The sequence below is a fragment of the Streptomyces sp. iso_384 genome, assembly GCF_056172905.1.
The window spans coordinates 64,918-89,701 of record NZ_JBWBTT010000016.1; the positions used below are offsets into that span (position 1 = coordinate 64,918).

Here is a 24,784-nt window from a genome sequence, read left to right on the forward strand (position 1 = left end):
GGTGCACTACAACGGCGTCTTCCAGACGTCCAGCGGGCACTTGGCCACTTCAAGGCCGGGGCGTATATCGAGGCCAACAGCTCCAGGTCACCCACACCTGAGGGACGAGCCGGTGCCGGGCCTCGGACCAGGAGGCCCGGCACCGCCCAGCACGGTACTACGGGCTGAACCGGCTTCCAGGGCCGCCCGCCTGGACGCGAGTCCGGCGGCAGCCGCTCTCCCGTACGGGCGTCCCCGCAGCCGCCGGGAGGCGGCCTCCTGCCCATCTCTCCCTGGTGCACGCCGCCCGCACGAGAGCCGGTCCCCGAAGCGAAGCATCCACTCCAGAACAGGACATGAAGCGAAAATGACCCGAGCCGACGACCCGGCGCCCGCGCGGCCGGAATGCCCGATCACCACGGAGATCACGTCCCGTGGGCTGATCGCGATCCTGCGCGCCCCCACCGCCGAGCACTTCCCCGCGATCGCCGCCACGCTGCTCGACGCCGGGATCCACGCCATCGAGATCACCCTCACCACTCACGGCGCCCTGCGGTGCATTCGTGAGCTCACGGCCGCCTACGGCCCAGAGGCGGTCATCGGGGCGGGGACGGTCCTGACCGTCGGCCAGGCGCAGACCTGCGTCGATGCCGGTGCCCGATTCCTCGTCTCGCCCGTGGCGGTGCCCGACGTCGTCCGTACCGCCCGCGCCGCAAGCGTGGCCGCCTACCCCGGCGCGCTCACACCCACCGAGATCCACGCCGCCGGCCGTACCGGCGCACCCGCCGTGAAACTCTTCCCTGCCTCGGCCGTCTCGCCCCGGTACGTCTCCGACCTGCGCGGTCCGCTTCCCGGCATCCCCCTCATCCCCACCGGCGGCATCTCCCTGACCGGCATCCCGGCATGGATCGCGGCCGGAGTCGCCGCCGTGGGCCTTGGCACGCCCCTGATCGGCACGGCGGCGACGGAGGGCGCCGACGACCACCTCGCGGCCCGCTGCCGCCAAGCCATCGCGGCCGTCTCCGAAGGCAGGGCCGCCCGGTGACAGACTCCCGTGCCGGACTCGGACCACAGGCCGCAGGCGGTCTGCTCACCTTCGGCGAGACCATGGGGCTGGTCACCGCGACCACGATCGGCACCCTGGAGTACGCACGTGACTTCACCTTCGGTATCGGCGGCGCCGAGAGCAACGTGGCCATCGGTGCCGCGCGCCTCGGGGCCCCGGTCACCTGGATCGGCCGCGTGGGAAGCGACGCGGCCGGAGATCTCGTCGGACGCCGCATGAGGGCCGAAGGCATCCAGACCGTGGCGGTCCGGGACACCTCCTTCACCGGCCTCATGGTCCGCCACCACCGCGCCGCCACCGTGGTCCATGTCGACTACCACCGCGCCGGATCGGCCGGCTCCCGCCTCACCGCGCACGACATCCCGGTCGGGGAGATCCGGCGGGCCGCGATCCTCCATCTCACCGGTATCACCCCGGCCCTCAGCGCCTCCGCCCGCCAAGCCACCTGGGACGCGGTCGCCGCGGCGAAGGCGAACGGCGTACGCGTCAGCCTCGACGTGAACCACCGCAGCAAGCTCTGGGACCGAGACACCGCCCGGCGAGAGCTGCGACGGCTCGTCGCGGAGGCGGACATCGTCTTCGCCGGGATCGAGGAAGCCCAACTCGTCCTCGATTCAGAGGCGGACGCTCCTGAATCCCTGGCCGATGCCCTGGCAGCGACGGGGCCGGGGGAGACCGTCGTGAAGACCGGCGCCCGGGGATGCACCGCGCACATCGACGGCGCGATCCACGAGGAACCTGCGCTGTCCGTTCCCGTCGTCGACACCGTCGGGGCCGGCGACGCGTTCGTGGCCGGATACCTGGCAGAACATTTGCGAGGAGCCGGCCCCGTCCAACGGCTCCGGACGGCCTGCGCCATGGGCGCCTACGCTGTGTCCGTCCCCGGCGACTGCGAACTGCTCCCGACCCGCAGTGAGCTGGAGACCTTCCTGACGACCGGAGACGTCCTGCGATGAGCGGGTGCCCGTGAAACCATCCACCCACTCGGCTCCCGCTGAGACGATCCGCCCATGAGCCGACGCCCGGTGACTCTGCACAGGATCGTGTTCACCGACTGGCTGGCGGTCCACTCGTGGGCCGGCCTGCCCGACGCCTGCCGTTTCCAGCCCTGGGGGCCGAACACCGAGGAGCAGACCCGCGATTTCGTGAGGGCGGCGGCCGAAGCCTGGACACACATAAGGCCGCGGAGGCTGGCCCACGTGGCGCGCGTCGGGAACGCCGTTGTCGGCATGGGCGACCTACATGTCCGCAGTCACACACAGCGCCAGGGTGAAATCTCCTACATCGTGCATCCGAGGGTGTGGGGACAGGGCATCGGCACGGAGATCGGGCGCTCACTGCTCTCGCTGGGCTTCGACCGGTGGGGACTCCACCGGATCCGCGCCACGTGCGATCCCCGGAACCAGGCTTCCTCCAGGGTACTGACGAAGCTCGGCATGACGTACGAGGGGCGCCACCGGCACACGGCATGGATCCGGGACGGCTGGCGTGACTCCCTGGTGTTCAGCATCATCGAAGATGAATGGCATGAAGCAACCCGGAGCGGTGCCGACGCCGTCGCGGAGGGACTGCCTCCCCGTCGGCCGGGTGCCGGATGAGCCGTCGGCCGCGTCACGGACCTCGACGACCGGCAGCAGGATGCGCAGTGCCGCGTTCCCGACCGGGTCGGGCATGGAGCGCTGGAAGGTGGGGACCAGGGTGCCGTTCCCGGGGTGAGCCATGGCGCACGGTGACTGGGCTGATCGCGATACGGCCGGAAGCCCACACCCGGCTCTGCCACCGTCTGCGGACTCGCCCCTCGGGCAGAGGACAACGTCGCAGCACGGGTGAGCGGGACTTCATCGCGCTGATCCACGGATCGAGGGTGCCGAGCAGGATGGCGCGGTCAGCGGGCAGGACCTCTTTTACTCTCCCGGCCGCCCAGGGACGGGCGCAGGCTCTTCGCCTTGGCGACGATCTCCTTGTCCAGCAGCGGCGCCAGGTCCGCCTTGCGGGCGAGGCCGGACTTGGACCCGGCACGCCAGCGCACCCACAGCACGGCAGCGGTGACGACCAGGGCAACGGTGAACAGGGCGGGGACGACGCGGGCGCCGACCGTCAGCATGCTGGTGCTCAAGGCCGGCCACATCACCTCCGGGTGCAGCAGCGCGTCCGTGACGCGGAAGGGGGCCCATGTCCCGCTCCCGACGCAGGTGTTGGTGAGATTTCCGGTCAGCCAGGCGAGGGAGGCGAAAGCCATGGCGGGGCCGAGGATGCCGAACAGGAGATAGAGGAGCGCGTCAGCGCGCAGCACCGCGTGAGTGGCGATGGCGGCCTGGTCGGTTGAGCGGAGTGGTGGTGGGAAGGCGATGGCGTCGGCCGTGCCAGTCGTCGATCTGCTTGAAACCGGCGTGCCGGATGAGTTGCACGGAGAGGTCATCGGCGGCGCCCTTGGCTACGACGCTGCCGCTGAACTCGGACGTGATGGTGATCGGAGTAGGCAAGGAAGTCTCCAGAGCTGGGAGGATGGAGGATTCGCAGGAAGCGGGGCACCTGGTAGAGGGTCCGGCGCATCCGGAGTTTGGCCCGGCCGCGGATCGCCGGTAGAAGCCGCAGGCGTCCGGCCCCGCGGGGGCATCGGCAGAAACCGGGGCGTCCCGCCGCAGCGGGACGCCCGGTCGGTCAGAAAAAGGGGTTCTCGGTCGACCGGTCGGTCCCGGTGGCGGCCTGGAGCAGCTCGGTGAGGTCCTCCGGCCGGGAGGAGCGCTGGTCGATCCACCGCCCGGCGCGGGTGACCATGCTTCCGAAACCAGCACCGCCGCCCCCGCAGCGCGGATGACACAGAAAGAGGGCTCGGGGCCCGTTCGTGAGACGTCGTGGCACATCCATCGGTGCGTGGGACACAAGCATTCTCGCTGGCACGGCCAGCGCCTTCTCAGCAGGTGGTGTCCGTGCCGCCATTCGACCTACCCAGCGGGCGCGGGTGAGGCGCAACTGATGTGGTGAAGGAGCTGACAGTCGTACGCGTCACCGACGGATGCGTACCTGGCGGCGGCGTTGGGCGTCGGCGGGGGAGGTGCGGCGGGGGCGGCCGACGCGGGCGTCGGGCAGGACGTCGGGCGCTTCCAGGGCGTCTATGGCCAGCTGGGCCAGTTCCGGGTTCTGGGCGAAGAAGAACCGGGGGTTGACGCGGTAGAGGGTGGTCTCGTCGGGGCGCTGGACCAGGCGGAGGTTGGTGAGGCGGTGAGGGCGTCGTGGACTGTGGTGACCGACCGAGGTCGAGCAGTCCTCCGCGATCTGCTCGATGTCGACTTCCAGCGTGGTGAAGAGGCCGCCGTTCTGGGTGAGCCATTCCAGGACGGAGCGCTGTGCGGCGGTGAGGTTGAGGGTGTAGACGGGGTGGGTCATCGACAGGTCGCTGGTGGTGGTCACGCCTTGACCTCCTGGACGTAGCGCCGGATCTGGAGTGGGAGCTTGACCCCGAGGTTGAGGGCGGTCTCTACAGCCAGGATCACGGGGGCGGGGAGAGTGATGGGATACTGGCGGGTGTGGATATCCGTCGCAGAAACAACGTCACTGTCACCGGCCGCGCGGATGGGCAGGTGCTGTTGCTGGCGCACGGGTTCGGCTGTGATCAGAACATGTGGCGTCTGGTGCTTCCCACCCTGGCTGAGAGCTATCGGGTGGTGCTTTTCGACTATGTGGGTTCGGGCCGTGGGGACGCTTCGGCCTGGGATGAGCGGCGTTACAGCTCGCTGGAAGGTTACGCGGCGGATGTGCTGGAGGTGTGTGAGGAGCTGGACCTGTGGGATGTGACCTTTGTGGGGCATTCGGTCAGTGCGATGGTCGGGGTGCTCGCTGCGGCGAAGGCGCCGCAGCGGTTCGCCCGTCTGGTGATGGTGGCCCCCTCTCCTTGTTACATCGATGACGACGGGTACCGGGGCGGGTTCAGCGCAGACGATATCGATGAGCTGCTGGAGTCTTTGGAGTCGAATTATCTGGGCTGGTCGGCTGCGATGGCACCGGTCATCATGGGAAACGCGGACCGGCCGGAACTCGGCGAGGAGCTGACGGCCTCGTTCTGCGCGACCGATCCGGACATGGCGCGGGTCTTCGCCCGTACGACGTTCCTGTCCGACAGCCGCCAGGATCTGAGTTCGGTGGCGGTGCCGACGCTGGTGCTGGAGTGCGAGCAGGACGTGATCGCCCCGCGTGAGGTCGGGGCCTACGTACACGCCGCGATTCCCGGCAGCAGTCTGGTTACGCTGGACGCAACGGGGCACTGCCCACAGCTGAGCGCACCGCAGGCCACCGCCGCGGCGATCACCAGCTTTGTCGGGGCGACTGGATGATGTGCCGTACCGATCAGGGCGGCACGGACGAAGAGCCGGAGGTGGATGCCACGGACGCGGTCTTCACCTCTTTGCTGGAGGACAGCGCGGAGGAGCTGTACGAGCAGGCTCCGTGCGGGTATCTGTCGACGCTGATGGACGGCACCATCGCGAAGATCAACACCACGCTGCTGGAATGGCTGGGCCTGCAGCGGCTGCAGGTGGTGGGGAGGATGCGGTTCACGGATCTGCTCACGGCGGGCGGCAAGCTCTACCATGAGACACACTTCGCCCCGACCTTGCAGATGGAGGGCGAGATCAGCGGCGTCGCCCTGGAGATCAAATCCGCCGGCAAGCAGCGGATGCCGGTGCTGGTGACCTCGAAGGTGAAAACCAGCGAAGCCGGCGAGCCGATGCTGATCCGCACCACCGTCTTCGACGCCCGCGACCGCAGGTCCTACGAGAAGGAACTGCTGCGCAGCCGCAAGGCGGCCGAGGAAGCACGTCGGCAGGCCGAAGCCGCCCGGGACCGGCTCCAGGAAACCCTCGCCGTCCTTCAGCAGAGTCTGCTGCCCGCCCAGCTGCCCACCGTCCCCGGTCTGGAAGCCGCCGCCCACTACCACACGGCCTCCCCGGACCTGCTCGGCGGAGACTTCTACGACCTGTTCCCCCTGGGCGCCGACCGGTGGGCGTTCTTCCTCGGCGACGTCTGCGGAAAGGGCCCCCAGGCCGCCGCGGTCACCTCCCTGACCCGCTACACCCTGCGCACCGCAGCCCTGCACGACCCCGACCCCGTCACCGTGCTGACTACCCTGAACACCGTCCTGCACGAGCGGTACAAAAGCGGCGACACCCGCTATTGCACCGCCATCTACGGCACCCTGCACACCGGCGACGGGCAGGTCGAGGTACACCTGGCCTCCGGCGGACACCCCTCCACGCTGATCCAGCGCGCGGACGGCAGCGTCGACTACCTGCCCACCCCCGGCGGGATGCTCATCGGCATCCTTCCCAAGGTCCAGTTCACCGCCGCCCGCACACAGCTCGCCTCCGGCGACACCCTGCTCCTCTACACCGACGGCCTCACCGAGGCCCGCATCGGACCCGAGCGCGAACTGTACGGCGAGGACGCACTGCGCGCCTTCACCGCCGACCAGCCGCCTTCGGGCCCGCAGGCACTGATCAGCGCCCTGACCGGGCTGATCACCGGCTTCGGCGACGGACTCGACGACGACACCGCGCTGCTCGCCCTCGGCGTGCCCGCCCCGCTCCCCATCCCAGCGAGCGGAGACCGGGGATGAGCCCGCTAACGATCACCACCCGAGGCACCCTCAGCGGCCCCGTACTGGAAATCACCGGCGACCTCGACCACGCGACAGCGCCCGCACTCCGCAAGGCCGTCGACCACCTGCCTTGGGCCGGGGGACAGCTGCTCCTCCTGGACCTCGGCGGCCTTCAATTCTGCGACTCCAGCGGCATCAGCACACTGCTGGCTACCCGGAACCTGGCCATCGAAGCGGGATGCGACATAGCCCTGGCCGCCGTACCCGCCAACACCACCCGCATCCTGCGCATCGTCGGCCTGGACCGGGTCTTCACCATCCACCCAGATACCTCTGCTGCGATGGCCCTCCGCTCCGCGACTTCCTGACCAGGTGGGACTGTAAAACGTTCGGCTCTGTTCCGTAGTCGGTGGTGACGTTCCGTTGTCACGATAGAAGGATGCGGTGGCGGAGGAGGTCGAATCCTGCGCGGCCGTGCATCTGCCGCATGATCCTCTTGGTGCGGATGTTGACGCCTTCGGTGCGGCCGTTGTGGTGGGGCAGGGTGGATGAGGGTCCGGTTCGTGGAGAACTCCGATCATTGACAGGCCAGTTGGTCTAAGCCAATGCTTCGGCCATGCTGAGACCCTACTTGTACCGCGCCCTGCGCGGTGTGCTCGCCACACTCGTCCCCGTCGCGCTGCTCGGCGCGCTCGCCGGCTCCGCCCAGGCCGTTCCCACCCCGGCCGCGGCCTGGCCGGACCCCGTCCCCGTCCTCTCGCACGTCGAAACCACCGACCCGGTCGTGTTCATCACCATCGACGACGGCTGGTTCCACGACCCGGCCGCCGCGAAGCTGCTGCTCGACCGCCGGGTGCCCGCCTCGCTGTTCGTTCTGCCGGGCGCGTACTCGTACGACTCCGGCTACTTCCACACCCTGCTCGACCACGGCCGTTCGCGGGTCGAGAACCACACCATCAACCACCCCGACCTCACCACGCTGGACGCCGCCGGACAGCGTGCCGAGCTGTGCGGCGCGCGCGACCAGCACCTCGCGGAGTTCGGCGACGGACCGCGGCTGATGCGCCCGCCGTACGGGGTCTGCAACACGGCCACCCGGACCGCCGCCCGCGCCTGCGGGGCCGAGGGCCTCGTCACCTGGACCCACGACCTCACCACCTGGGGCTCGGTGACCCCACCGGCCCCCACACTGAAGGCCGGGGACATCATCCTGCTGCACTTCACCGAGACCCTGGAACAAGACCTCAAGCGGGCCCTCGACCTCGCCGAGCAGGCCGGACTGAAGCCCGCGCCGCTGCGGGAGTACGTCGCCTGAGACATCGGACTCATGGGCAAGCGCTCCCGACCCGGGCCACCGAGCCAGGTGTCCCGCGCGATCCACCGAGCCGACACTGGCGACCCGCTCGCGCGCCATCACCCGCGGCCCGTGGACCTTGGCTTGTCCTGGAGGGCGAGGCCGGAACCTCCACCGCTGCGGGGCCGAGGTCGTTCCCGCGGACGGATATCCATCGCCGAGCCGACCTGCTACAGGCCCGGTCACCGGTCCTGGCTGAACTACCGGCCGCGCCGGGACGATGGACGTAAGTGCTTCTCCTGGCCTGGCAACCGGGACTGGCTGATCGCCGCCCACCAGCAGCTCGGCGGCCCGATCGTGCTCGTCCGGGACAACCTGAGCGTCCGCCCGGCCGCCGGCCTGCGGGCGTTCGCCGCATCCCGGAACTGGCCGCCGATCTGCTGCCTGCCGCCCTACGCACCCGACCTCAACCCCGTCGAGGGGACCAGGCCCCCAGCTGTCCAACGTCGCCTTCAGTGACCCCGAACAGCTCATCCAACGTATCCACCGCGGCCTTCGGCACATCCACCACCGCAGCCACCCATGGACGGCTGTCTCGCCGAGACCGGCCTGACCATCAAACCCGCCTGACCAACAGCACACACCATGCGTTCAATCCCAGTAGTTCAGTATTCAGTACTGGGTGAGCAGTTCGTCGAGTACGCGCACGCCGAAGTCGAGGGATGCCAGGGGAACCCTCTCGTCGATGCCGTGGAACAGAGCCGAGAAGTCAAGCCCGGGCGGCAGGCGTCGTGGCACGAATCCGTAGCCGTTGATGCCGAGTGTGGCGAAAGCCATGTTGTCCGTGCCTGCCGACAGGCAGTAGGGGACCGCTCTCGCGCCCTCGTCCTCGCTCGCCAGTGCGGTGGCCATCGCTGCGACCAGGGTGGTGTCGAAGGGGGCGGTGACGGCCTCGTCACGTTCGATCGTCTCCAGCCGGACACGAGGGCCTGCCAGTTCTGCCAGGGTGCGCTCGAAGTCGTCCTCCTGGCCCGGCAGGAACCTTCCGTCGATCTCCGCCACGGCCCGTCCGGGCACCACGTTGGTTTTGTAGCCGGCCGAGAGCCGGGTCGGATTGGCGGTGTGGCGGAAGGAGGCGTCGACCAGTCGGGCCAGAGGGCCCAGGCATTCCAGCACCTGGGCAGGGTCCGGAGAGTTGGGGTCGAACGGGATATTGAACGCTTCCGCGGCTTCGGTGAGAAAGGCGCGGGTGGTGGGGGTGAGCACCAGCGGCCAGCGGTGGGCGGCGATTCGGGCCACCGCACCGGCGAGTTCGGCGACCGCGTTGTCGGTGTGGAGCATGGAGCCGTGCCCCGGTCGGCCCTCGGCTACCAGGCGCAGCCAGTGCAGCCCCTTCTGCGCGGTCTCGATCAGGTACAGGCGGCGCTGCGGACTCACCGGGACGGAGAAGCCCCCGACCTCGCTGATCGCTTCGGCACAGCCGTCGAACAGCTCTCGGTGGTGCCGCACGAGGTAGCGCGAACCCAGGGCGCTGCCGGCTGAACCGCCCCGGGTTCGGTAGAGACTTCAGATTGTGGTTGTGACCTGGGGTTTCGTGATCGTGAGGTAGTAGTTGGTCTCGTATTCGGCGGGTGGGACGTGCCCTATTTCACCGTGGAGGCGGCGGTGGCAGTACCAGTCGACCCATTCCGCGGTGGCCAGCTCGACCTGGGAGAGCGTCCTCCAGGGGCGCCCCGGTTTGATCAGCTCGGTCTTGAACAGGCCGATCGTGGACTCCATGAGGGCATTGTCGTAGGCGTCGCCGACGGAGCCGATCGAGGCCGCGATGCCGGCGGCGTCCAAGTGCTCGGCGAGCCGGAAACTCGTATACTGCGACCCGGCATCGGAATGATGTATCAACTCGCCCCGCTGATGGGGCTGTTCGTCGCGGTCGCGCTGCCACAGGGCCATGTCCAGGGCGTCCAGGACGAGTCTGGTCTCCTTCGACGTAGCGGCGGACCAGCCGACGATCCGGCGGGAGAACGTGTCGACGACGAAGGCGACGTAGACGACTGCCGACCAGGTCTTGACGTGGGTGAAGTCGGCGACCCAGCAGCGGTTGGGGGCGGCCGCGACGAAGTTGCGGTCCAGTAGGTCCGGTGCCCGCTCGACGGCGCTGTCCGGGGTCGTGGTGATGATCTTTCTCCCGCGGACGGCGCCTGTGATGCCGAGTTCCCGCATCAGGCGCTCGACGGTGCACCGGGCTACGGGGTGGCCCTGGCGGTGCAGCTCGCGCCATACCTTCCTGGCGCCGTAGACGCGGAAGTTGGCCTCGTGGACCTCGGTGATCAACTCCTTGAGGGCAGCATCGCGCACCCGCCTGGCCGAGGGTTCGGCGGCGCGCTTCTTCGCCGCGTAGTAGGTGGAGGGGGCGATCTTGCAGTCGTGCTCGGTGAGCACGCGGCAGATCGGCTCGACACCGCCGAAGCGGTCCCGGTGCTCGTCGATGAACGCTACGAGCGTGTGTGTGGCCGGTCGAGCTCGGCCGCGAAGAAACTTGCCGCAGCCTTGAGGATGTCGTTCGCTCGCTTCAGTTCGGCGATCTCCTTCTTCATCGCCTTAATCTGCGCGGACTCCTCCGTGGTCGTCCCCGGCCGTCGCCCGGAGTCGACCTCGTCCCGCTTCACCCAGTTCCGCAGGGTCTCGGCCGAACCGATCCCGAGCTTCTGGGCGACCGCCCTCAAGGCGGCCGACTCGTTCGGATAGTCACCACGGACCTCGGCGACCATACGGACCGCTCGTTTGCGCAGCTCAGAGGGATAGGAGGAGGGACGTGCCATGACTCAATCCTTTCACGGAATCGAGTCTCTACCGAACCCGGAACGGTTCAATCCGTTGCGCTGCAATTCGAGGTCGGCCGCTCTCAGGTCGGAGGCGGCGAAGGAATCGCGGACGGCGCATTCGTCACCCTCGAGAAGGCTGACGCGCCAGCCACCCTCCGGGGTCGGACAGGCCACGGCGTAGAAGGGTGCAGGAGTCGCGCGGACGGCTTCCAGAACCTCGGGCTCCCAGGGTGTGGATGGTGTAGAGGGATGGGGTGTGCGGCTCATGAAACGGAAATCTAGCAGCGTAGCCGGATGCGACCGAAGCGGCTCCTGGCTGTTCAGTGCCGCCTGTGGTGTGCTTCAGCCGGGCCGGCGGCCGTATTCGGCTGCGGGCCCGGCTGTGATCCGATGGGCGGCGCCGCCTGCCGCATGGTGGGCAGCCGGCTGGGCGTGTTCGTGTGGTGCGGGCCGATGCGGGCGTACGGCCGGACGGGGCGCGCGGCCGCCATTCAGCCCCGCCCCTTGGCGTCGTGACGTCTGAGCTGCAGAAGGGCCACTACGCTCCGCCGCCTTCCGCTTCCCGGAGTAGGTTCATGGGGGATGTTGCTTCACGGGCGGGGGTGGTCGTCCAGGGGAGGGCGGGGTTTGGGTATGGGCAGGTCGCGGCGCACGTGCGTTCCCTGCGCCCCGACGCTCACTGTGTGCCCTCCCGGAGTGTCGGGGGAGGCCTGGATGGTGAGGCCGTAGTGGAGCACGTCGGCATCGAGGCAGAACGGTGCGACCAGCTCGGCGACGATTTGCTGGGCCTGGGATATCTGGTCGGGTGGGCAATCCCGCAGGCGCAGTTCGGCGTCGACGATGCGCCTGATGTGTCTGATCGAGCCGGGGGTTGCAGGCATGCACACGTACACGGCGACCTCCACTCCTGCACGGAGACGGCCGGGAGAGGTTTTACGGCCGTTTGGTCTAGTCCACTATGGAAGGTCTTGCCGCACTCTGCAACCCTGCAGAGTGCACCAGTACGGGACAGGGAAGAATCCGTGGTACCCGTGCGGTTTCGACGAGAGGGAGATCCCTGCCGTGTCTCGGCCTCGCTCCGGACCCACCATTGCTCTGCGCCTGCTGGCCTCCGATCTGCGGGCCCGACGCGAGGCCGCGGGCCTGACCATGGAGGCCGCCGCCACAGCTCTGGGCGTGCACCACATGACACTCAGCCGACTGGAGCTGGCCAAGACCGTCCCACGCCGGGCAACACTCATTGTCCTGTTGCGTCTCTACGGGACACCGGACGACGAGATCGAGAGTGTGCTCACATCCCTGGAAGAGGCCAAACGGCCAGGCTGGTGGCACCCCTACCGCGACATTCTCCCCGACCACCTGGCCGGAGTGATCGACCTCGAGACAGCCGCCAGCATGATCCGCACCTACGCCCCCGGCGTCATCCCCGAACTGCTCCAGACCCCCGGCTACGCCCGCGTGCTTCTAGAGCTGCGCCACCCGCGGGCCGGTAAGGAGGAGACCAGCAGGCGGCTCCGGCTACTCCGGGAGCGGCAGCATCACACCATGGACCGCGCAGGCCATCCCGTACAGGTGTGGGCCGTGATCGAGGAAGCCGTCCTGGACCGGGCAGTCGGCAGCCAGAGCGTCATGGACGAGCAGCTCGCCCATCTGGACAGCCTGGCCCAGCACCGAAACACGGTAACTGTGCAGGTGATCCCCGCATCGGCCGGACCGCACCCGCTGCTGCTCAGCGGGGCTGCGGACATCATGCGCTACCCCCACCGACAGCTCGGCGACCGGCTCATCGTCCGCGGCCTGCACCCGGAAACCGCAACAGTCACCGACGAACAAGATGTAGTTCTTACCTACCTCGCCGCCATGGACGCCGCCGCCTCCCTCGCCCATCCCCCGACCACCCGTATCCGGACCAGAAAAGACACACCCCACTGACGACAGAGGGCCGGGGCAACCCTCCGACTGGCCTTCGGTGAAGTCCTGCCCCGTCACCGGCATCAGAGCACCGGGGCTGCCAGTCCCACGACCGACTTCCTTCACCCGCACGAGCGGAGCGGTTGTCAGCAGCAGTTGCACTCCCCAGCCCAACCGCAGGTTGCTACAGCACTCTGAGCTGCCCCGAGTTTCGTAGAGTCCGATCTTGATTGGTTCAGGCGGACTGCGGGATTTGCTCCTGGCTCCGCCAAAAGGCTTCTTCGTACTCGGCCGGCGGAACGTAGTCGAGCGCGGAGTGAAGACGCTCCTCGTTGTACCAGGCGATCCACTGGAAGATGGCCCGTTCGACCTGGTCGACATCCTTCCAGGGACCCTGCATCTCGATCAGCTCGGCCTTGAAGGTCCCGTTCAGCGCCTCGGCCATCGCGTTGTCATACGAGTCCGCGACCGATCCGACGGAGGCGGAGGCACCGATGTCGGCGAGCCGGTCGGTATACCGAATTGATACGTATTGCGACCCGCGATCGCTGTGGTGTATCAGTCCGGAGTTCTTCTTGATCCGGCGCCGCCAGAGCGCCATCTCCAGGGCGTCCAGAGGGAGTTCGGTCCGCATGTGGTTCGCGACCTGCCAGCCGACGATCATCCGCGAGTACACGTCCAGGACGAACGCCACATACGCCCACCCCGACCAGGTGCGGACATACGTCATGTCCGCCACCCATAGCTGATCAGGCCGGCTCGCGGTGAAGTCGCGGTCGACCAGGTCCGGCGGCCGGGGCGCCGATGGCTCCGGGACGGTTGTGCGGCGGCGCCGGCCACGGATGACACCTTCCAGGCCCAGCTCGGCCATCAGCCGCTCGACCGTGCAGCGGGCCACGACGATGCCTTGGCGTCGAAGCGCGCGGGTGATCCGGTGGTCGATCACCTGCTCGGCCTCGTCCGGGGACGGTCGATCTCCTGGGCAAAAAACACCGAGGCGGCTTTCAGGATCTCGTTCGCCCGCCGCAACTCGGCCACTTCCCGGCGGAGTTGCTTCAACTCATCCAGCTCGGCGGTGGTGAGCCGGTCGTCCCGCTCGCCGCGGTCGGCCTCGGCCTGGCGGACCCAGCCTCGCAGGGCCTCCTTGTGGATGCCCAGGTCCCTCGCAACGTGGGCGATGGGGCGGCCGGTGGTGCGGACCTCGCGGATCGCGCGCTCGCGGAGCTCGTCCGGATATTTACGGGGTGCTGCCATGGTGCTGGTGGATCTCCTTCGCCAGGACCGTAACCCTGGCATCAGGGACTCCACAAATCTCGGTACAGCTCACTCGTAGCAGGGAGGTGAGCGGTGTGCCCGCGGCAGCCCTTGCCCTGCCAGGCGTCGTGGCCTTCGTCGACTGTGATGGCGCCAATGGCGGGGTCGGCCCAGGGCCAGCCGGGCATCAGGCCACCAGGCCGACCAGGAGTACGGTGGAGAGAGCGCACAGCAGAGTCTGCTTGAGGTCGGCGAACGGCGCATCCGCCCAGCTCGCGCTCTCTTGCGCAGCCCGTAGACCATCCCGCGCGGGCATCCCGGTCGTCTACCGGTAGACGACCGGGATGCCTCCGGCGCCTCGGCGGACGCGCAGGGGAGCAAGGGGGCCACCCGTTCCCATGAGTCAGCAGGCACAAGATCATCCGACACGATCACAATTCTGCCCGGCACTGACCCAACTGCCCGGCCGCACAAGTGAACTTCTTCCGAAACGGTCAGCTGAGGGGGTTGGTTTGGAGCTCTCCGGCTCGCTGCCCCGCACCAGCTCGTCGAGGTGCCGGTCCACATCGGCTGATGCCCGTACCGCCGCCTCGTCGGCAGGGGTGACGGGGTGGGGCGGGGCCCGCCGGAGCGCGGTCGTGCGCTCCGGCGACCCGGCCCGCTCACTTGGCCGTACGTCGTGGCCGGGGGTGCCGGCCCCGTTCGTTCGCGGCCACCACCAGGCACACCGCCACCAGGACCACGTTCTTGACGACGTACTGCCCCTCCATGGTCGGGGCGGGGGAGTGAGGCTGCCACATCGCGTCGTGGAGGAGGACGAGGGTCGAGAACACGCCGCCCATGTGGAGGAAGAACGCGACGAGCGCGGGGCGCAGCAGGCGGCGGCCGACGATCAGGCCGATCCCGATGGCCGTCTCCAGTGCCGCGAGGGACGGCAACAGCGCCGTCTCCGGCACCAGGCCCAGGGTCATCTTCGCCGCCGCGTCGACCGCCAGCTGCTCCGCCGGGCTGGCCGAGGGGAACAGTTTCAGTACGCCGAAGCCGACGAAGACGATGCCGACCGTCGCCCTCAGCAGGGCCAGGGCGTGCGCGTCGACCAGACCGGCCAGGTCGGCCAGTCGGCTCCGAGGCCGTCGGCTCGCTGTGGGGTGGTGATGGGCGTGGGCCAAGTGGGCCTCGCAGGGCGGGGGTTCGGGGTTGCGGTCGGGCGGGGGCAGGATCGGCTCTACGGTGCTGCTGCTCATGTGCGATCTCCCGATGTGTCTGTGGGGGTGGGAAACGTGCACGGGTGGCCCGCGCGGCCCGTCGGGCAACCCGGGTCATCTCGCGGATCGGTGGGGGCCGGACCATGGGCGGGGGTGCCGGAATTCCGGGTCGACGCTCGGGCCCGGTGTCGTGGCCAGGTACGGGGACGAGACGGGGCTGGTACGTGATCGACGTTGCCAACCGCCTCTTTCGCTGCTTGGTCTAGACCATGCGGAGGAGGGTCGGGAAGCCGTCAAGGGCCTTGCCCCTCGGGGCTGGTGGGAGCCAGCGCATTCGAGCCATGTTGCATCGGGGCTGCAGGCGGAGAAGCGGGCGTGCGGATCGTGCGGAGGCCGGGTTCAGCGTGCGGGGAGTCGCAGCGCTGGACCTCCGGCCCGCAGACCCGGCGGAGCTCCCGACCGATCAGGCCGCTGAACAGCCCTGTTCTGTCGAGGTCGGACAGCCGCCTCCCCGGGTCTACGCGCCGACTCCACCTCGGCCCTCTCCCAGTCATCCGGGACGCCCCGTAGTCCGCCGGGCCCGCCACCCGCCGGCCCGGCGGGGTGATCGCGGCAATTCATCCGGCCGAAAGCTGCCCGGTCCATTCCGGGGCACATCGGTCATCGATCGCTGGCGCAGCCGTCGCCGCGCCTTGGCATGCACTATGGCCCGTCTGGAGAGCATGGTGATGGCGCACGCGTCGATGGGCATCTGGCCGGCGGGGTCCATAAGGACCCGGTCGGCCGGGCCGGCGCGATCAAGCGTATCGCCGACCAGATGGACGTGCGCCCCGAGGCTCTGCGGGGATGGATGAGCTGTGCTAGCGGCTTCCGTATGGCCTGGCGGTGGTGGAGGTCCCGGGGCGGGCGTCCTGCCGGCGGTGGGGGTGCCTGGCAGGGCGGCATCGTGGGGGTCGCCCCGGGATCCCGGGGGTATGTATACCCGACCGCAGAAGGTCTAGACCTTCTGTAGTCGGTCGGGGCCGGAAGTCGGCGCGGCGCGTGCAGGCGGTCACGGTGCGGTGTGGGGTGGTGGAGGTCCCGGGGCGGCCCTTCCGTCGGGACGGGACCCCGGAGGGGTCCCGTGTCGGGGCCGCCCCGGGCTCCGTCCCGGATTCTGCCCGGATCCCGGGTTTCGGGCCTGTTTTCCCGTCCATCCGGGGTTCTTGCTGTTTTCCCAGCTCAGGTCCGGTTTCGAGTCCGCTGCGGATCCGCTGGCGGTCCGCTGGACGGATACCGGACGGCCACCTGGCTCAGGGGTGTCTTGGACGGGGCCCAGTGGCCCCTGCGGAACGGGAAGTTTTGGCCCCACCCACCGAACGGGCGGCCGACCGTTCACCCGAGGCACTGACGGCCTCTTCTCGCTGGCTGCGTCTGTGCCGGACCACCCTCCGGCCCGGCACTCGAACGCTTGGCGGAGCCACTTCTCACCGTTCCGGTGGGGCCAGAACAACCCGTCGCAGACACCGTCCGGGCCGCTCGCTAGCCTGACCGCCCGGCCCGGTTCCGGGCCGTGTACTCCGCGGAGACCTCCGGGTGATTACGGTGGCGACGCTGGTCACCACGATCGGCGGGAGGGGAAGTTCTTCACCGCCCCTCATGGGGCGCTCCATGAGGTTCCCTGGCGCGCGCGTGTCGTGCGCGCGTGAGGCGGTGAACTCCGGCGGGCGGCGGATTGCCCGGGCGGTCGTTCCGTCACCGGCCTTACGCCAGCCGCCCGCCCCGGGCCCGCGCAGTTTTCATACCGGCCGGGTCGTTCTTGGACCTGCCCGGGGAGTGCGGAGCGAACTCACCGCGGCAGGTCCCAGGGCTTTTAGAACCCGTTTCCTATCCCCTGTTGACGAGTGGCCTGAGTCCTACGCTGGTGCCGTGGTTGGGTGCGTCGGCAGGGCCGGGGAGAGAGTCTGCGAGGGCTGTGGTGAACGGCTGAGGCCGGATGCCCGGCCGCACGCGGTGTTCTGCTCGGCGGCGTGTCGTTCCAGGCAGTGGCGGTTGCGGCGTCGGTTGCGTCGGCGCCTGGCGGCGGTCCGCGGTAAGGACGACCGGAGGTTGTGTCCGGTCTGCGGGGCGGGCTGGACGGCCGGGGTCGACCGGAGTGTGCGGGCGGTCTACTGCTCGAAGCGGTGCAAGGTGGCTGCCTGGCGGCTGCGGAAGGAAACGTTCGGGACTCGGTCACAGTGACCGTGAGGCGAACGCTTCAGCAAACTAGATTGGGTCGCGTTCGATCGTTTTCTGTCTTTTGTTGCGATCTTCCTACTTTTGGTCTGACCCTCCGTGAAGGAAGCGGAACCGGTCCATCGCGGCCCGAAGTGCCTTGCCGGTGAACGCAGTTGGTTGGTGAGTGCACCATGCCGGAGGAGAACAGCAGCATCGGAGAAGTGACTCTGTCCCGCTACGAGCAGATCGTGGCTGAGCTGCGGGACGTGGTCGAACAGCAGACGCGCGGGCAGTTCACGATCGGGGACCGGGCTCTGGAGATCGAGCCGATGCGGGAGACGGGCGGCGGGGTGCCGGCCGATCCTGAGTGGTCGGTGACCGCGACGCTGACGCGGCTGGCCGAGGATATCGGCCTGAAGTTCAGCACGGTGAAGTCGGCGAGGTGGACGTCCTCACGCTGGCCGGCCGGTCGCCGTCAGCCCGGTGTCTCTTTCACCGTTCACCGGACGCTGGCCTTCATCGAGGACGAAGAGGAGCGGTTCGCCGCGATCCTCACCCCGCCCGAGGGCAAGACCCGGTGGAACACGGATGACGCCCGTCGGCGGGTGGGGAACCGGGTCGAGACACCGGTCACGCCCCAGGAGAGGATCACCGCAATTCACTCCCTGGCCCAGGACGATCGGGTCGCCGCGGCGGTGACCAGCGTCTTCCTGAAGCGTCCGGAGGTGACGGCCTCGGTCACCCCGGTGGACAAGGCCCGGGTGGTGGAGGAGTTCACCCGCGACGAGCATGTCGCCACCACGGCGGCGACGAACCTGCTCCGGCGGCCGGACGTCGTGTTCAAGGCGATGAGCGACGACCACGCCCGGTTCCAGGTCAATCATGCCCAGAACGAACGCTCCCGACAAGCCCGCGATCACTTCGAGGACACCAGTCCGGTCGCCCCGGCGGTCCGCAACATCGACCGGACGGTGGAGTTCCTGGACCTGGTCACCGCCTGCCACGCGTTCGTCGCCGCGGCCGGCCGCACCGTCCCCGGCCTGCGCGACCGCACGTTGTCCAAGGACGAAGGCGCCATCGTCCACCAGAACGTGGCCAAGGTGAGGGCGACGCTGGACTGGATCGAGACCGCGGTTGACACCGGCAAGGTCGACATGGACGACGAGCTCGCGGCCATGCTGCGGGGCGAGTAGTCGTGGCCCGCGCCTCCCGGCGAAAGGGAGACGCCGCCAGACGGCACGCGGACACCGTCCGCTTCGTCCTGTTCGAGGCCCGCCCGGCCGGGCTGGAGTTCCACCAGCTGGTGCGGGCCAGCGCACTGTCCCCGCACCAGGTCCGCTCCGGGCTGGCGGCGCTGAAGAACGAGGCCGCGTCCAAGGGCTGGCCTCCACTGATCTGGACCCGCGCCGACGGCTACCAGCTCGGCGCGGAGCGGGCCGCGCTGGAGGCATACGAACGGCAGGTGGTCGGCGAGAAGCTCACGCAGTTCCGCCGGTTCATCACCGGCACCGTCGCCCCGCACGCCGCCGCCCACCCGAACGACAAGTGGGTACGGCACATCGTCGCCCAGCTCAACTCCATCGAATCCACCCTCGACCTCATCGCTTCAGCTTGACCCATCAACCCCGGCGGGGGCCGGACGGCGAAGCCGTCCGGCCCCCGCACCCATGCCTGGAGGAGGCACCGTTGTCATGCGACGCCGCCGCTATCCCACCGACACCACCGACACCGAATGGGCCCTGATCGAACCACTGCTGCCCGTCCCGGCCTGCGAGACCGGCGTCGGCGGGCGCCCGGAGAAGCACCCTCGGCGCGAGATCGTGGACGCGATCCGCTATGTCGTGGACACCGGCTGCAAATGGAGGGCCCTGCCCGCAGAGACTCGCCCAGCGTCCAGAGGTCCAGGAAGCACGGGCGGCGGCACGTACGGAGGTTGCGGCGCTGGTTCTTCCACCGGAAGCTCACGATGCCGTCTGCGAAGGCGGTCAGTGAGAGGGCGCCGGAGGCGTAGGCGGAGCGGCCGTCCCAGATCCACACCATGTGGCCGTGGTCCAGCTCGCGTCCCATGATCTTCGTCGGGGACATGCTCGCGTGCTGGATCTCCACCACGCATCCGTCGGCCGCGATCACATCGGCGATGTGGCTTCCGCGCCGCTGTTCGCGCTGGGTCGCCGGCACCATGGCCTTCCAGTAGTCGTGCCAGTGGGTCGAGGAGTAGATAAGGCCGTTCATACCGCTCCCGCCAGGGCCATCAGGTCGGCATCGCTCATGCCGAGTTCCGCGGCGCCGATGCCCAGCGCAGCCAGCGCGTCCAGTCCGATCTCCGGGTTCTCCTTGATGCGTTCCTTCGCCCGTTGCAGGGCACGGAGCTGGGTCTGCAGCTCCGCGTACTGGCCGTCGAGGAGCTTGCGGAATGCCCGGCTGTCCTTCTCCTGCTGGCGCAGGTGTTTCTGGTTGGCCTTGATGGCGAGGAGCTGTTTGGACACCTCCACGATGCGGGCGTGGACCAGGTCGGCGGGCAGGAAGGAGCGCTGGCCGGGGATGGTGATCTCCGTGTCGATGCCCGTGCCGCACCCGCCGGGGCCGGGGGGTGCCCCGCCGTATCCGAGACCGGGGATCGGCGGTGTGCTGCCGCCGGGCGCCTTCGTGCCGCCCGTCTCTCCCGGGCCTGCGGGCGGCGGCGTTTCGGTGCCGCTGTGCGCGAAGCGGACCATCAGGTCATGGTCCAGCGCGCTGAGGGCAGGGCTGAGGACGACCTTGAAGTACTCGATCGCCGACAGCTCGCCCGCCTGGATCCCTTCGATCATGACGTCCAGGAACTCGCCGGTCCGACGGTTCTTGTCAGCGTGCTGGGCGAACAGGGGACCGTAGTTGTCCGTGATCCACTGCTTGGTCGCGGCGGACAGAGATGTGAGGCGCGAGGCGGTCACCGCACACCTGCCTGTCCGCAGGCGCGGGCCGAGTGCAGCCGCTGCGCCCAGTGCGCCAGGCCCTCGCACGCCTTCTCCAGGGCGTTGAGCATGTCCTCGTCGGCGATGTTGATGATCTGCTCGGGGTGCATCTCGACCAGGCCGTGAAGCAGGTTCACCCGTCGGCCCAACTGCATGACCAGCCGGTCGTCGGTCTCCTCGGAGGGCGGAGTGTTCTGCCTGCTGCCGGTCACCTGGGCAACCTGGGCGAGGCTGTCGCGGATCTTCAGCTCCGCCATCGGGTCGGCCGCGAGCGCCTCCACGAGGAAGGTCGGCTCCATCATGCTGGCCATGACCGCGGACCTGACCTCGGGGCGGTCGAGCTGTTCCACGATCTTCTCGGCGGTCATCGCGGATGCCGAGTTCGGAATCGGCCGCGCGCCGATCGCTGCGCGGAACTCCTGCGCCGTCAGGCGGTGGCGGCCGGGCTCCTGGAGCATCCCCAGCAGGGTCTCCCAGCGTTCCTGGCACCGACGCTCACGGTCCGCCTTCGGCAGGGCCTTCTCAGCCTCCCGGGTCTCCTTCGGGAGGGAGAACCCCAGCGCGGCCTCGCGGACGACGGAGTAGGACACCGTGACGTCGGACTCGGCCAGCGCCTGCCTGTGTGCGGTGTTGCACCCTGCGGACACCGATCGGTACTGACGGGCCATATCGGCGGTCATACCGATGTCCGCGGCGAACGTCTTGATCAACTCGTTGGTGTCGTTGGTGGTCTTGCCGGTGTCTACCGGCGCAACTGTGAGCAGGAGGTCCCCGATCTCCAGGCGGGTGCGCTGCTTCTCGTCCGTCAGGAGGTCATCACGCGCTACGAGCTTCCGGCCGAGTTCCACCTGCTCGGTGGAGTACGCCGGTCCTGTTTCACGAGCACTGGGCTCGATCCAATCCGTCATGGCCCGGAACGTAGATCGCGCTTCTGACAAATCCGGGGGCCGCGCAACACGAATGGCCCAGCCGATCCGCCATCGCGGTGAAAAAGGTAGCCCGGAAGGATTGCACGGACGGGTAGGGAGTGGACGCCGCCTCGGTCCGCCCTGCGAGGGCTCGCCCAGCTCGGAGGTGAAACACCAGCCCGCGCCCCCTTCGCCCGCCTGCTGGACATCTTCATCGCGCCGCGTCCTGGGAGCCCAGCGCTGACCAGGCGCCCCGGACCGTCGGACCGCTGGACGTCCACCACGAAGTGAAACACGCTCGCGCCAGCCCCGTATCGCTGACGTTTCCGCAGGTCGGAGCCGAAACGCAGCCTCCGTTTCACCAAGGCCGCGTAGTTAGGCCTTGGCGGTAACTGTCCAGCGATTCGGCCGACGAGATCAGCTCAGCTTCGATATCTGACATCCACTGGTCCGAAGCTCGGGCCGGTCATCACAGGGAGATGGACCATACGTCATCTACCTGATGTCCGTCCGGATCGGTGGGGCCTGAACCGTACGGATCAGGATCGAGGACGACGTCAATGCGAGCGACAGACTCGGACACGCGGTAACGGTGCATGTCGCGCGAGGTTTCTTCGAGCTCCACCGTGTGCCCCAGGGACAGGATGGCGGCCCGAAGTTCCTCAAACGGCAGCCGGGGCGCGAATTGCCCGTACTTCTGCGAGAGCGGAAGCGGCACCGTGCTCGGGGACAGGTCGTACAGCAGCCGTTGGGGCTTGACGCCGAAGCCGAAGCAGGACATCTGCCCCTGCTGGTCCGGTGAGAAATTGATCTCCACGAGCCCGTAGTCCCTCCGTAGGAGGCCGCCACCGGGAACATCGAGGAAATCCGGCCCCACAGCAGCTTCCCAGCCCCCGGGGTCGGTGCCGATACCAGCTCCAAGTACGTCGCCAATGGTGGCTACTTGGGCGTAAAAGTCTAGAGCTGACACCTGCTGACCTGCCTTGTTCGTTCGAAGGAACCGTCTCGAACGGTACCAACACACTGCCAACTCCGTGACTCGGCCAACCTTCGGTGGATGCACTCAAAATTCGTCCCGACAGGGCGATGGCCGTTTTGTGCGTGGGCGGGTTGGCGCCCCGGGTAGGAGTAGGGATCTGCCAAGATCCATCGCTCGCGAGGCTCCGTTGCATCGTCAGTCTGCCGTCAGCACGCTCCCAGGTATTCTCGCCGTCGGCGAAGGTGTTCTTGCCCCAGGGCACCTGGGTGAGTTAACCAAATACGTTCCCTTCGAGCTGGTCGACGCCGTACTGGAGGAAACGGGGACGGTCGAACGGCGAAGGCGGATTCTTCCGTCGCGAGTAGGCATCTACTTCGTGCTGGCACTGGGCTTGTTCCCGCAACTGGGCTACGCCAAAGTCTGGAACAAGCTGGTCGCCGGGCTGACTGGGCTCCCGGTCGTGACGCCTTCGGAGAAGGCCCTGCGTGATCTGCGTCGCCGTCTGGGTGCCGCACCGTTGAAAGCCCTGTTCGAAGTAGTCGCCGGCCCGCTGGCCCAGCTCCGTACTCCGGGGGCTCGATACCGGCAGTGGCGCACAGTGGCATTCGACGGATGCAGCTCGATCAAGGTGCCGGACGGGGAGCGCAACTACGCCTGGCTGGGGCGGGTCCGCCACCGGCTGGGAATCACGGGTTACCCCACGCTGCGGCTGATGTCGCTGGTCGAGACAGGAACGCGCGGCCTGCTCGGTGCCGCTTTCGGGCCGAAGCGGCACGGCGAGAACCACTACGCTCGGCAGCTGCTGCATCTGCTCGGTGACGACTTCCTCGTCCTGGCCGACCGCGGCTTCGACGACGGGAAGTTCCTCGGCGAGGTCGCCGACACCGGTGCACAGTTCCTGGTCCGCCTCAGCTCCACCCGGCGCCTGCCCACAGAGAACCGGTTGCCGGACGGCTCGTACCTGACCCGGATCCGCCACGTCGCGGTCCGTGTCATCGACGCCGAGATCACGGCGACCTGCGCGGACGGCAGCATGGTGCGCGACGGCTACCGGCTGGTGACCACGCTGCTCGATGCCTCACTCGACCCTGCGGAGAGACTGGTCCGGCTGTACCACGAACGCTGGGAAATCGAATCCGCCTACTACGCCTTGCGCCACACCCTCCTGCAAGGACGTGTCCTGCGCTCCGGTGACCAAGTCGGCCTCGAACAGGAAATGTGGGCGCTACTCACCCTCTACCAGCTCCTGCGCACCGCCATGGTCGACGCAGTCGAGTCCCGAGCAGGCACAGACCCCGACCGGGCCAGCTTCACCACGGCTCTTGAAGCGGCACGCGATCAACTCCTCATCGCGCCGACCACGCTGAACGAAGATGCTCTTGTCGGCCGGATCGGCCACGCTGTGCTGAGCCAGCTGCTGCCGGCACGGCGCATGCGCATCAGTGCGCGCCGGGTCAAGTGCCCGCTCTCTCGCTACGGCTACGCCAACCCCGAAGAAGAAAGACCCCTGGCCAGTACACGAGTCGGCTCACTCGCCATCGCTATCCACTCCATCCGACCAACGACACCAGCCTTCCTCTCACGTCGGCACCCATCCCAGACTCCTGCCTCACCCACGAAACCCGGCGAACCGAACTCGATCGATCGCGCCTACGCCGTCCTACGCTCCGAACCCGGCCGCCGCTGGGGGCCACGCGAACTCGCCCAGGCCGTCAACGCGGACAACGTGCACAGCTACGCCGTACTGCTGGCCCGCTGGGCCCGAAACGGACTGATCCACAAACCACACACTGGCGTCTACATGCTGCTCGATGAGGCGGCACCCGCCGCTTCACCACCAACCCCGCCACCCCTCGCTCCGGGAACACCCCAGCTTCAAAGCACACTCGCCGTTCTGCGCTCTGCACCCGACTACTCCTGGACACCTCACGAGGTCGCATCAGCGCTCGGCACCGCCAACGTCAACAGCCTGAACGCTCAAATGGCCAAATGGGCTCGACGGGGTCTTATCTACCGGACCCGCAGGGGTGCCTACGCCGCTCACTCCCCAGATTCACCCGAACAGCAGCCCTTGACAGACCTCGACGCTCCCTAACTACGCGGCCTTGTCCGTTTCACCTGGGCGTTTCACCACACGTTTCAGTGACCGTGAGCCGAGCGCGGCTGGCTTACGCGGCCCGGTCGGCTCGCTGGGCGCGGACCGCCTGGCGCAGCGCGGAGCGGGCGGCCGGTACGGAGGGGGCGGTTTGCCAGTAGGGGTGCCACCAGAGCCGTACGGACAGGTGCAGGAGGCGTCGGCGCAGGGCGGTGGGGTCGTGGGGCGGGGTGCGGTGAGCGCGTCGTAGGTGGCGTTCCAGGCGTGCTGTGTCTGCACCAGGTCGTCGGGGAAGGCGGTCGCATCCATACCTGCTAGATCGCTTGTTCGATTTGTGTGTCACTTCGGGCACGCCGACGAGCTGGGTGCCGTGTGTCCCGTGTCATCGAACGTTGAGCGTTGTCAGCGAAGTTTGGCCACCCGTAGATTCGTGAGACTGATGCTTGAGCGAACGGCCTGATTGACTACGGGGGTGACCGTGTCAGACGCGGTGTACGGGCTGCTGGGGGCGCTAGGCGGTGCGATCGTCGC

Annotated in this window: 23 protein-coding genes and 4 pseudogenes; 14 read left to right on the forward strand and 13 right to left on the reverse strand. The window is 68.4% G+C overall.

From position 1 onward, the window contains the following. Positions 1-346: 346 nt before the first annotated feature. Genes AC0VY3_RS36660 through AC0VY3_RS36670 form a run of 3 tightly spaced genes read left to right on the forward strand, consistent with a single transcriptional unit; the run spans position 347 to position 2,643 of the window. The gene (locus AC0VY3_RS36660) at positions 347-1,024 is read left to right on the forward strand and encodes a bifunctional 4-hydroxy-2-oxoglutarate aldolase/2-dehydro-3-deoxy-phosphogluconate aldolase (RefSeq protein WP_011029031.1); all 678 of its coding nucleotides are present in this window, start codon (positions 347-349) and stop codon (positions 1,022-1,024) included. Then, positions 1,021-2,001 (forward strand): sugar kinase, encoded by a 981-nt coding sequence (locus tag AC0VY3_RS36665; protein WP_011029030.1) that lies wholly within the window; start codon positions 1,021-1,023, stop codon positions 1,999-2,001. Before AC0VY3_RS36660 ends, AC0VY3_RS36665 begins: the two co-directional genes overlap by 4 nt. Before the next feature lie 54 nt (positions 2,002-2,055). After that, a complete protein-coding gene (locus AC0VY3_RS36670; RefSeq protein ID WP_011029029.1) occupies positions 2,056-2,643 on the forward strand; it encodes a GNAT family N-acetyltransferase in 588 nt (195 codons plus the stop codon). A 287-nt stretch (positions 2,644-2,930) separates the two neighbouring features. On the opposite strand, the gene AC0VY3_RS36675 is transcribed toward AC0VY3_RS36670, so the two are convergent. Next, positions 2,931-3,338 (reverse strand): hypothetical protein, encoded by a 408-nt coding sequence (locus tag AC0VY3_RS36675; RefSeq protein ID WP_238363735.1) that lies wholly within the window; start codon positions 3,336-3,338, stop codon positions 2,931-2,933. Between the two features lie 713 nt (positions 3,339-4,051). Then, entirely contained in the window at positions 4,052-4,456 is a 405-nt protein-coding gene (locus AC0VY3_RS36680; RefSeq protein WP_475551851.1) for a MarR family transcriptional regulator, read from the reverse strand. A 116-nt stretch (positions 4,457-4,572) separates the two neighbouring features. Here AC0VY3_RS36680 and AC0VY3_RS36685 point away from each other — a divergent pair, with 116 nt between their 5' ends. The 5 genes and pseudogenes from AC0VY3_RS36685 to AC0VY3_RS36705 form a co-directional block, all read left to right on the forward strand. Next, positions 4,573-5,376, forward strand: coding sequence for an alpha/beta fold hydrolase (locus AC0VY3_RS36685; protein WP_103510798.1), 804 nt, complete (start codon positions 4,573-4,575; stop codon positions 5,374-5,376). Further along, the gene (locus AC0VY3_RS36690) at positions 5,373-6,656 is read left to right on the forward strand and encodes a PP2C family protein-serine/threonine phosphatase (protein ID WP_103510797.1); all 1,284 of its coding nucleotides are present in this window, start codon (positions 5,373-5,375) and stop codon (positions 6,654-6,656) included. The genes AC0VY3_RS36685 and AC0VY3_RS36690 overlap by 4 nt, the downstream gene beginning before the upstream one ends. After that, positions 6,653-7,006, forward strand: coding sequence for an STAS domain-containing protein (locus AC0VY3_RS36695; protein ID WP_103510796.1), 354 nt, complete (start codon positions 6,653-6,655; stop codon positions 7,004-7,006). The genes AC0VY3_RS36690 and AC0VY3_RS36695 overlap by 4 nt, the downstream gene beginning before the upstream one ends. Before the next feature lie 248 nt (positions 7,007-7,254). Continuing rightward, positions 7,255-7,953, forward strand: coding sequence for a polysaccharide deacetylase family protein (locus AC0VY3_RS36700; RefSeq protein ID WP_103510795.1), 699 nt, complete (start codon positions 7,255-7,257; stop codon positions 7,951-7,953). Between the two features lie 156 nt (positions 7,954-8,109). Next, positions 8,110-8,562 (forward strand): annotated as a pseudogene (locus AC0VY3_RS36705) (transposase); the annotation flags it as partial. Positions 8,563-8,604: 42 nt separating this feature from the next. Here the strand turns inward: AC0VY3_RS36705 and AC0VY3_RS36710 are convergent. The 4 genes from AC0VY3_RS36710 to AC0VY3_RS36725 form a co-directional block, all read right to left on the reverse strand. Next, on the reverse strand, positions 8,605-9,459 hold the full coding sequence (locus AC0VY3_RS36710) for a M20/M25/M40 family metallo-hydrolase (RefSeq protein WP_475551951.1): 855 nt from the start codon (positions 9,457-9,459) through the stop codon (positions 8,605-8,607). A gap of 39 nt (positions 9,460-9,498) precedes the next feature. Continuing rightward, positions 9,499-10,751, reverse strand: a protein-coding gene (locus tag AC0VY3_RS36715; RefSeq protein WP_475551825.1) for an IS3 family transposase whose coding sequence is annotated in 2 segments (ribosomal slippage) — positions 9,499-10,469 and positions 10,469-10,751 — 1,254 coding nt in all. Because the reading frame shifts where the segments join, the coding sequence is not laid out codon by codon here. A 12-nt stretch (positions 10,752-10,763) separates the two neighbouring features. After that, entirely contained in the window at positions 10,764-11,021 is a 258-nt protein-coding gene (locus tag AC0VY3_RS36720) for a hypothetical protein (RefSeq protein ID WP_475551852.1), read from the reverse strand. A gap of 323 nt (positions 11,022-11,344) precedes the next feature. Continuing rightward, complete coding sequence (locus tag AC0VY3_RS36725; RefSeq protein ID WP_475551853.1) at positions 11,345-11,635, reverse strand: hypothetical protein; 291 nt, start codon at positions 11,633-11,635, stop codon at positions 11,345-11,347. 181 nt (positions 11,636-11,816) lie between these two features. On the opposite strand from AC0VY3_RS36725, the gene AC0VY3_RS36730 reads away from it, so the two are divergent. After that, a complete protein-coding gene (locus AC0VY3_RS36730) occupies positions 11,817-12,686 on the forward strand; it encodes a helix-turn-helix domain-containing protein (RefSeq protein WP_475551854.1) in 870 nt (289 codons plus the stop codon). 214 nt (positions 12,687-12,900) lie between these two features. Here AC0VY3_RS36730 and AC0VY3_RS36735 read toward each other — a convergent pair. The 3 genes and pseudogenes from AC0VY3_RS36735 to AC0VY3_RS36745 form a co-directional block, all read right to left on the reverse strand. Continuing rightward, positions 12,901-13,919: pseudogene (locus AC0VY3_RS36735) on the reverse strand (IS3 family transposase). Between the two features lie 187 nt (positions 13,920-14,106). Then, a complete protein-coding gene (locus tag AC0VY3_RS36740) occupies positions 14,107-14,235 on the reverse strand; it encodes a hypothetical protein (protein ID WP_475551855.1) in 129 nt (42 codons plus the stop codon). A gap of 346 nt (positions 14,236-14,581) precedes the next feature. Next, positions 14,582-15,163: a DUF417 domain-containing protein gene (locus tag AC0VY3_RS36745; RefSeq protein WP_475551856.1), complete on the reverse strand. Its 582-nt coding sequence runs from the start codon at positions 15,161-15,163 to the stop codon at positions 14,582-14,584. Positions 15,164-17,511: 2,348 nt separating this feature from the next. Between AC0VY3_RS36745 and AC0VY3_RS36750 the strand changes: the two genes are divergently transcribed. From AC0VY3_RS36750 to AC0VY3_RS36765, 4 genes and pseudogenes are all read left to right on the forward strand, one after another. Next, a complete protein-coding gene (locus AC0VY3_RS36750; protein WP_475551857.1) occupies positions 17,512-18,513 on the forward strand; it encodes a DUF6192 family protein in 1,002 nt (333 codons plus the stop codon). 2 nt (positions 18,514-18,515) lie between these two features. Next, entirely contained in the window at positions 18,516-18,935 is a 420-nt protein-coding gene (locus tag AC0VY3_RS36755; protein ID WP_475551858.1) for a RacP protein, read from the forward strand. A gap of 76 nt (positions 18,936-19,011) precedes the next feature. Next, positions 19,012-19,209: pseudogene (locus AC0VY3_RS36760) on the forward strand (transposase); the annotation flags it as partial. 176 nt (positions 19,210-19,385) lie between these two features. Beyond that, complete coding sequence (locus AC0VY3_RS36765; protein WP_475551859.1) at positions 19,386-19,514, forward strand: hypothetical protein; 129 nt, start codon at positions 19,386-19,388, stop codon at positions 19,512-19,514. 34 nt (positions 19,515-19,548) lie between these two features. Here the strand turns inward: AC0VY3_RS36765 and AC0VY3_RS36770 are convergent, their stop codons facing one another. The 3 genes from AC0VY3_RS36770 to AC0VY3_RS36780 all read right to left on the reverse strand — a co-directional run bounded on the left by AC0VY3_RS36770 (position 19,549) and on the right by AC0VY3_RS36780 (position 21,996). After that, positions 19,549-20,250 (reverse strand): hypothetical protein, encoded by a 702-nt coding sequence (locus AC0VY3_RS36770; protein ID WP_475551860.1) that lies wholly within the window; start codon positions 20,248-20,250, stop codon positions 19,549-19,551. Beyond that, positions 20,247-21,179, reverse strand: coding sequence for a hypothetical protein (locus AC0VY3_RS36775; protein WP_475551861.1), 933 nt, complete (start codon positions 21,177-21,179; stop codon positions 20,247-20,249). The genes AC0VY3_RS36770 and AC0VY3_RS36775 overlap by 4 nt, the downstream gene beginning before the upstream one ends. Positions 21,180-21,648: 469 nt before the next feature. Next, the gene (locus AC0VY3_RS36780) at positions 21,649-21,996 is read right to left on the reverse strand and encodes a hypothetical protein (protein WP_381150914.1); all 348 of its coding nucleotides are present in this window, start codon (positions 21,994-21,996) and stop codon (positions 21,649-21,651) included. Positions 21,997-22,345: 349 nt separating this feature from the next. Between AC0VY3_RS36780 and AC0VY3_RS36785 the strand changes: the two genes are divergently transcribed. Next, positions 22,346-24,253 carry an IS4 family transposase gene (locus AC0VY3_RS36785; RefSeq protein WP_475551862.1) on the forward strand — a complete coding sequence of 636 codons (1,908 nt, stop codon included), beginning with the start codon at positions 22,346-22,348 and terminating at the stop codon, positions 24,251-24,253. 73 nt (positions 24,254-24,326) lie between these two features. Here AC0VY3_RS36785 and AC0VY3_RS36790 read toward each other — a convergent pair. Next, positions 24,327-24,562 (reverse strand): annotated as a pseudogene (locus AC0VY3_RS36790) (hypothetical protein). Between the last annotated feature and the right edge of the window lie 222 nt (positions 24,563-24,784).

What these genes read in the sequence shown, in the direction of transcription:
- AC0VY3_RS36700 (WP_103510795.1), top strand. Translation starts at nt 7,255, where the DNA reads ATGCTGAGACCCTACTTGTACCGCGCCCTGCGCGGTGTGCTCGCCACA.
- AC0VY3_RS36720 (WP_475551852.1), bottom strand. Translation starts at nt 11,021, where the DNA reads ATGAGCCGCACACCCCATCCCTCTACACCATCCACACCCTGGGAGCCC.
- AC0VY3_RS36670 (WP_011029029.1), top strand. Translation starts at nt 2,056, where the DNA reads ATGAGCCGACGCCCGGTGACTCTGCACAGGATCGTGTTCACCGACTGG.
- AC0VY3_RS36750 (WP_475551857.1), top strand. Translation starts at nt 17,512, where the DNA reads ATGCCGGAGGAGAACAGCAGCATCGGAGAAGTGACTCTGTCCCGCTAC.
- AC0VY3_RS36740 (WP_475551855.1), bottom strand. Translation starts at nt 14,235, where the DNA reads ATGCCCGCGCGGGATGGTCTACGGGCTGCGCAAGAGAGCGCGAGCTGG.
- AC0VY3_RS36725 (WP_475551853.1), bottom strand. Translation starts at nt 11,635, where the DNA reads ATGCCTGCAACCCCCGGCTCGATCAGACACATCAGGCGCATCGTCGAC.
- AC0VY3_RS36765 (WP_475551859.1), top strand. Translation starts at nt 19,386, where the DNA reads ATGATCTTCGTCGGGGACATGCTCGCGTGCTGGATCTCCACCACGCAT.
- AC0VY3_RS36660 (WP_011029031.1), top strand. Translation starts at nt 347, where the DNA reads ATGACCCGAGCCGACGACCCGGCGCCCGCGCGGCCGGAATGCCCGATC.
- AC0VY3_RS36690 (WP_103510797.1), top strand. Translation starts at nt 5,373, where the DNA reads ATGATGTGCCGTACCGATCAGGGCGGCACGGACGAAGAGCCGGAGGTG.
- AC0VY3_RS36775 (WP_475551861.1), bottom strand. Translation starts at nt 21,179, where the DNA reads ATGACGGATTGGATCGAGCCCAGTGCTCGTGAAACAGGACCGGCGTAC.
- AC0VY3_RS36745 (WP_475551856.1), bottom strand. Translation starts at nt 15,163, where the DNA reads ATGAGCAGCAGCACCGTAGAGCCGATCCTGCCCCCGCCCGACCGCAAC.
- AC0VY3_RS36695 (WP_103510796.1), top strand. Translation starts at nt 6,653, where the DNA reads ATGAGCCCGCTAACGATCACCACCCGAGGCACCCTCAGCGGCCCCGTA.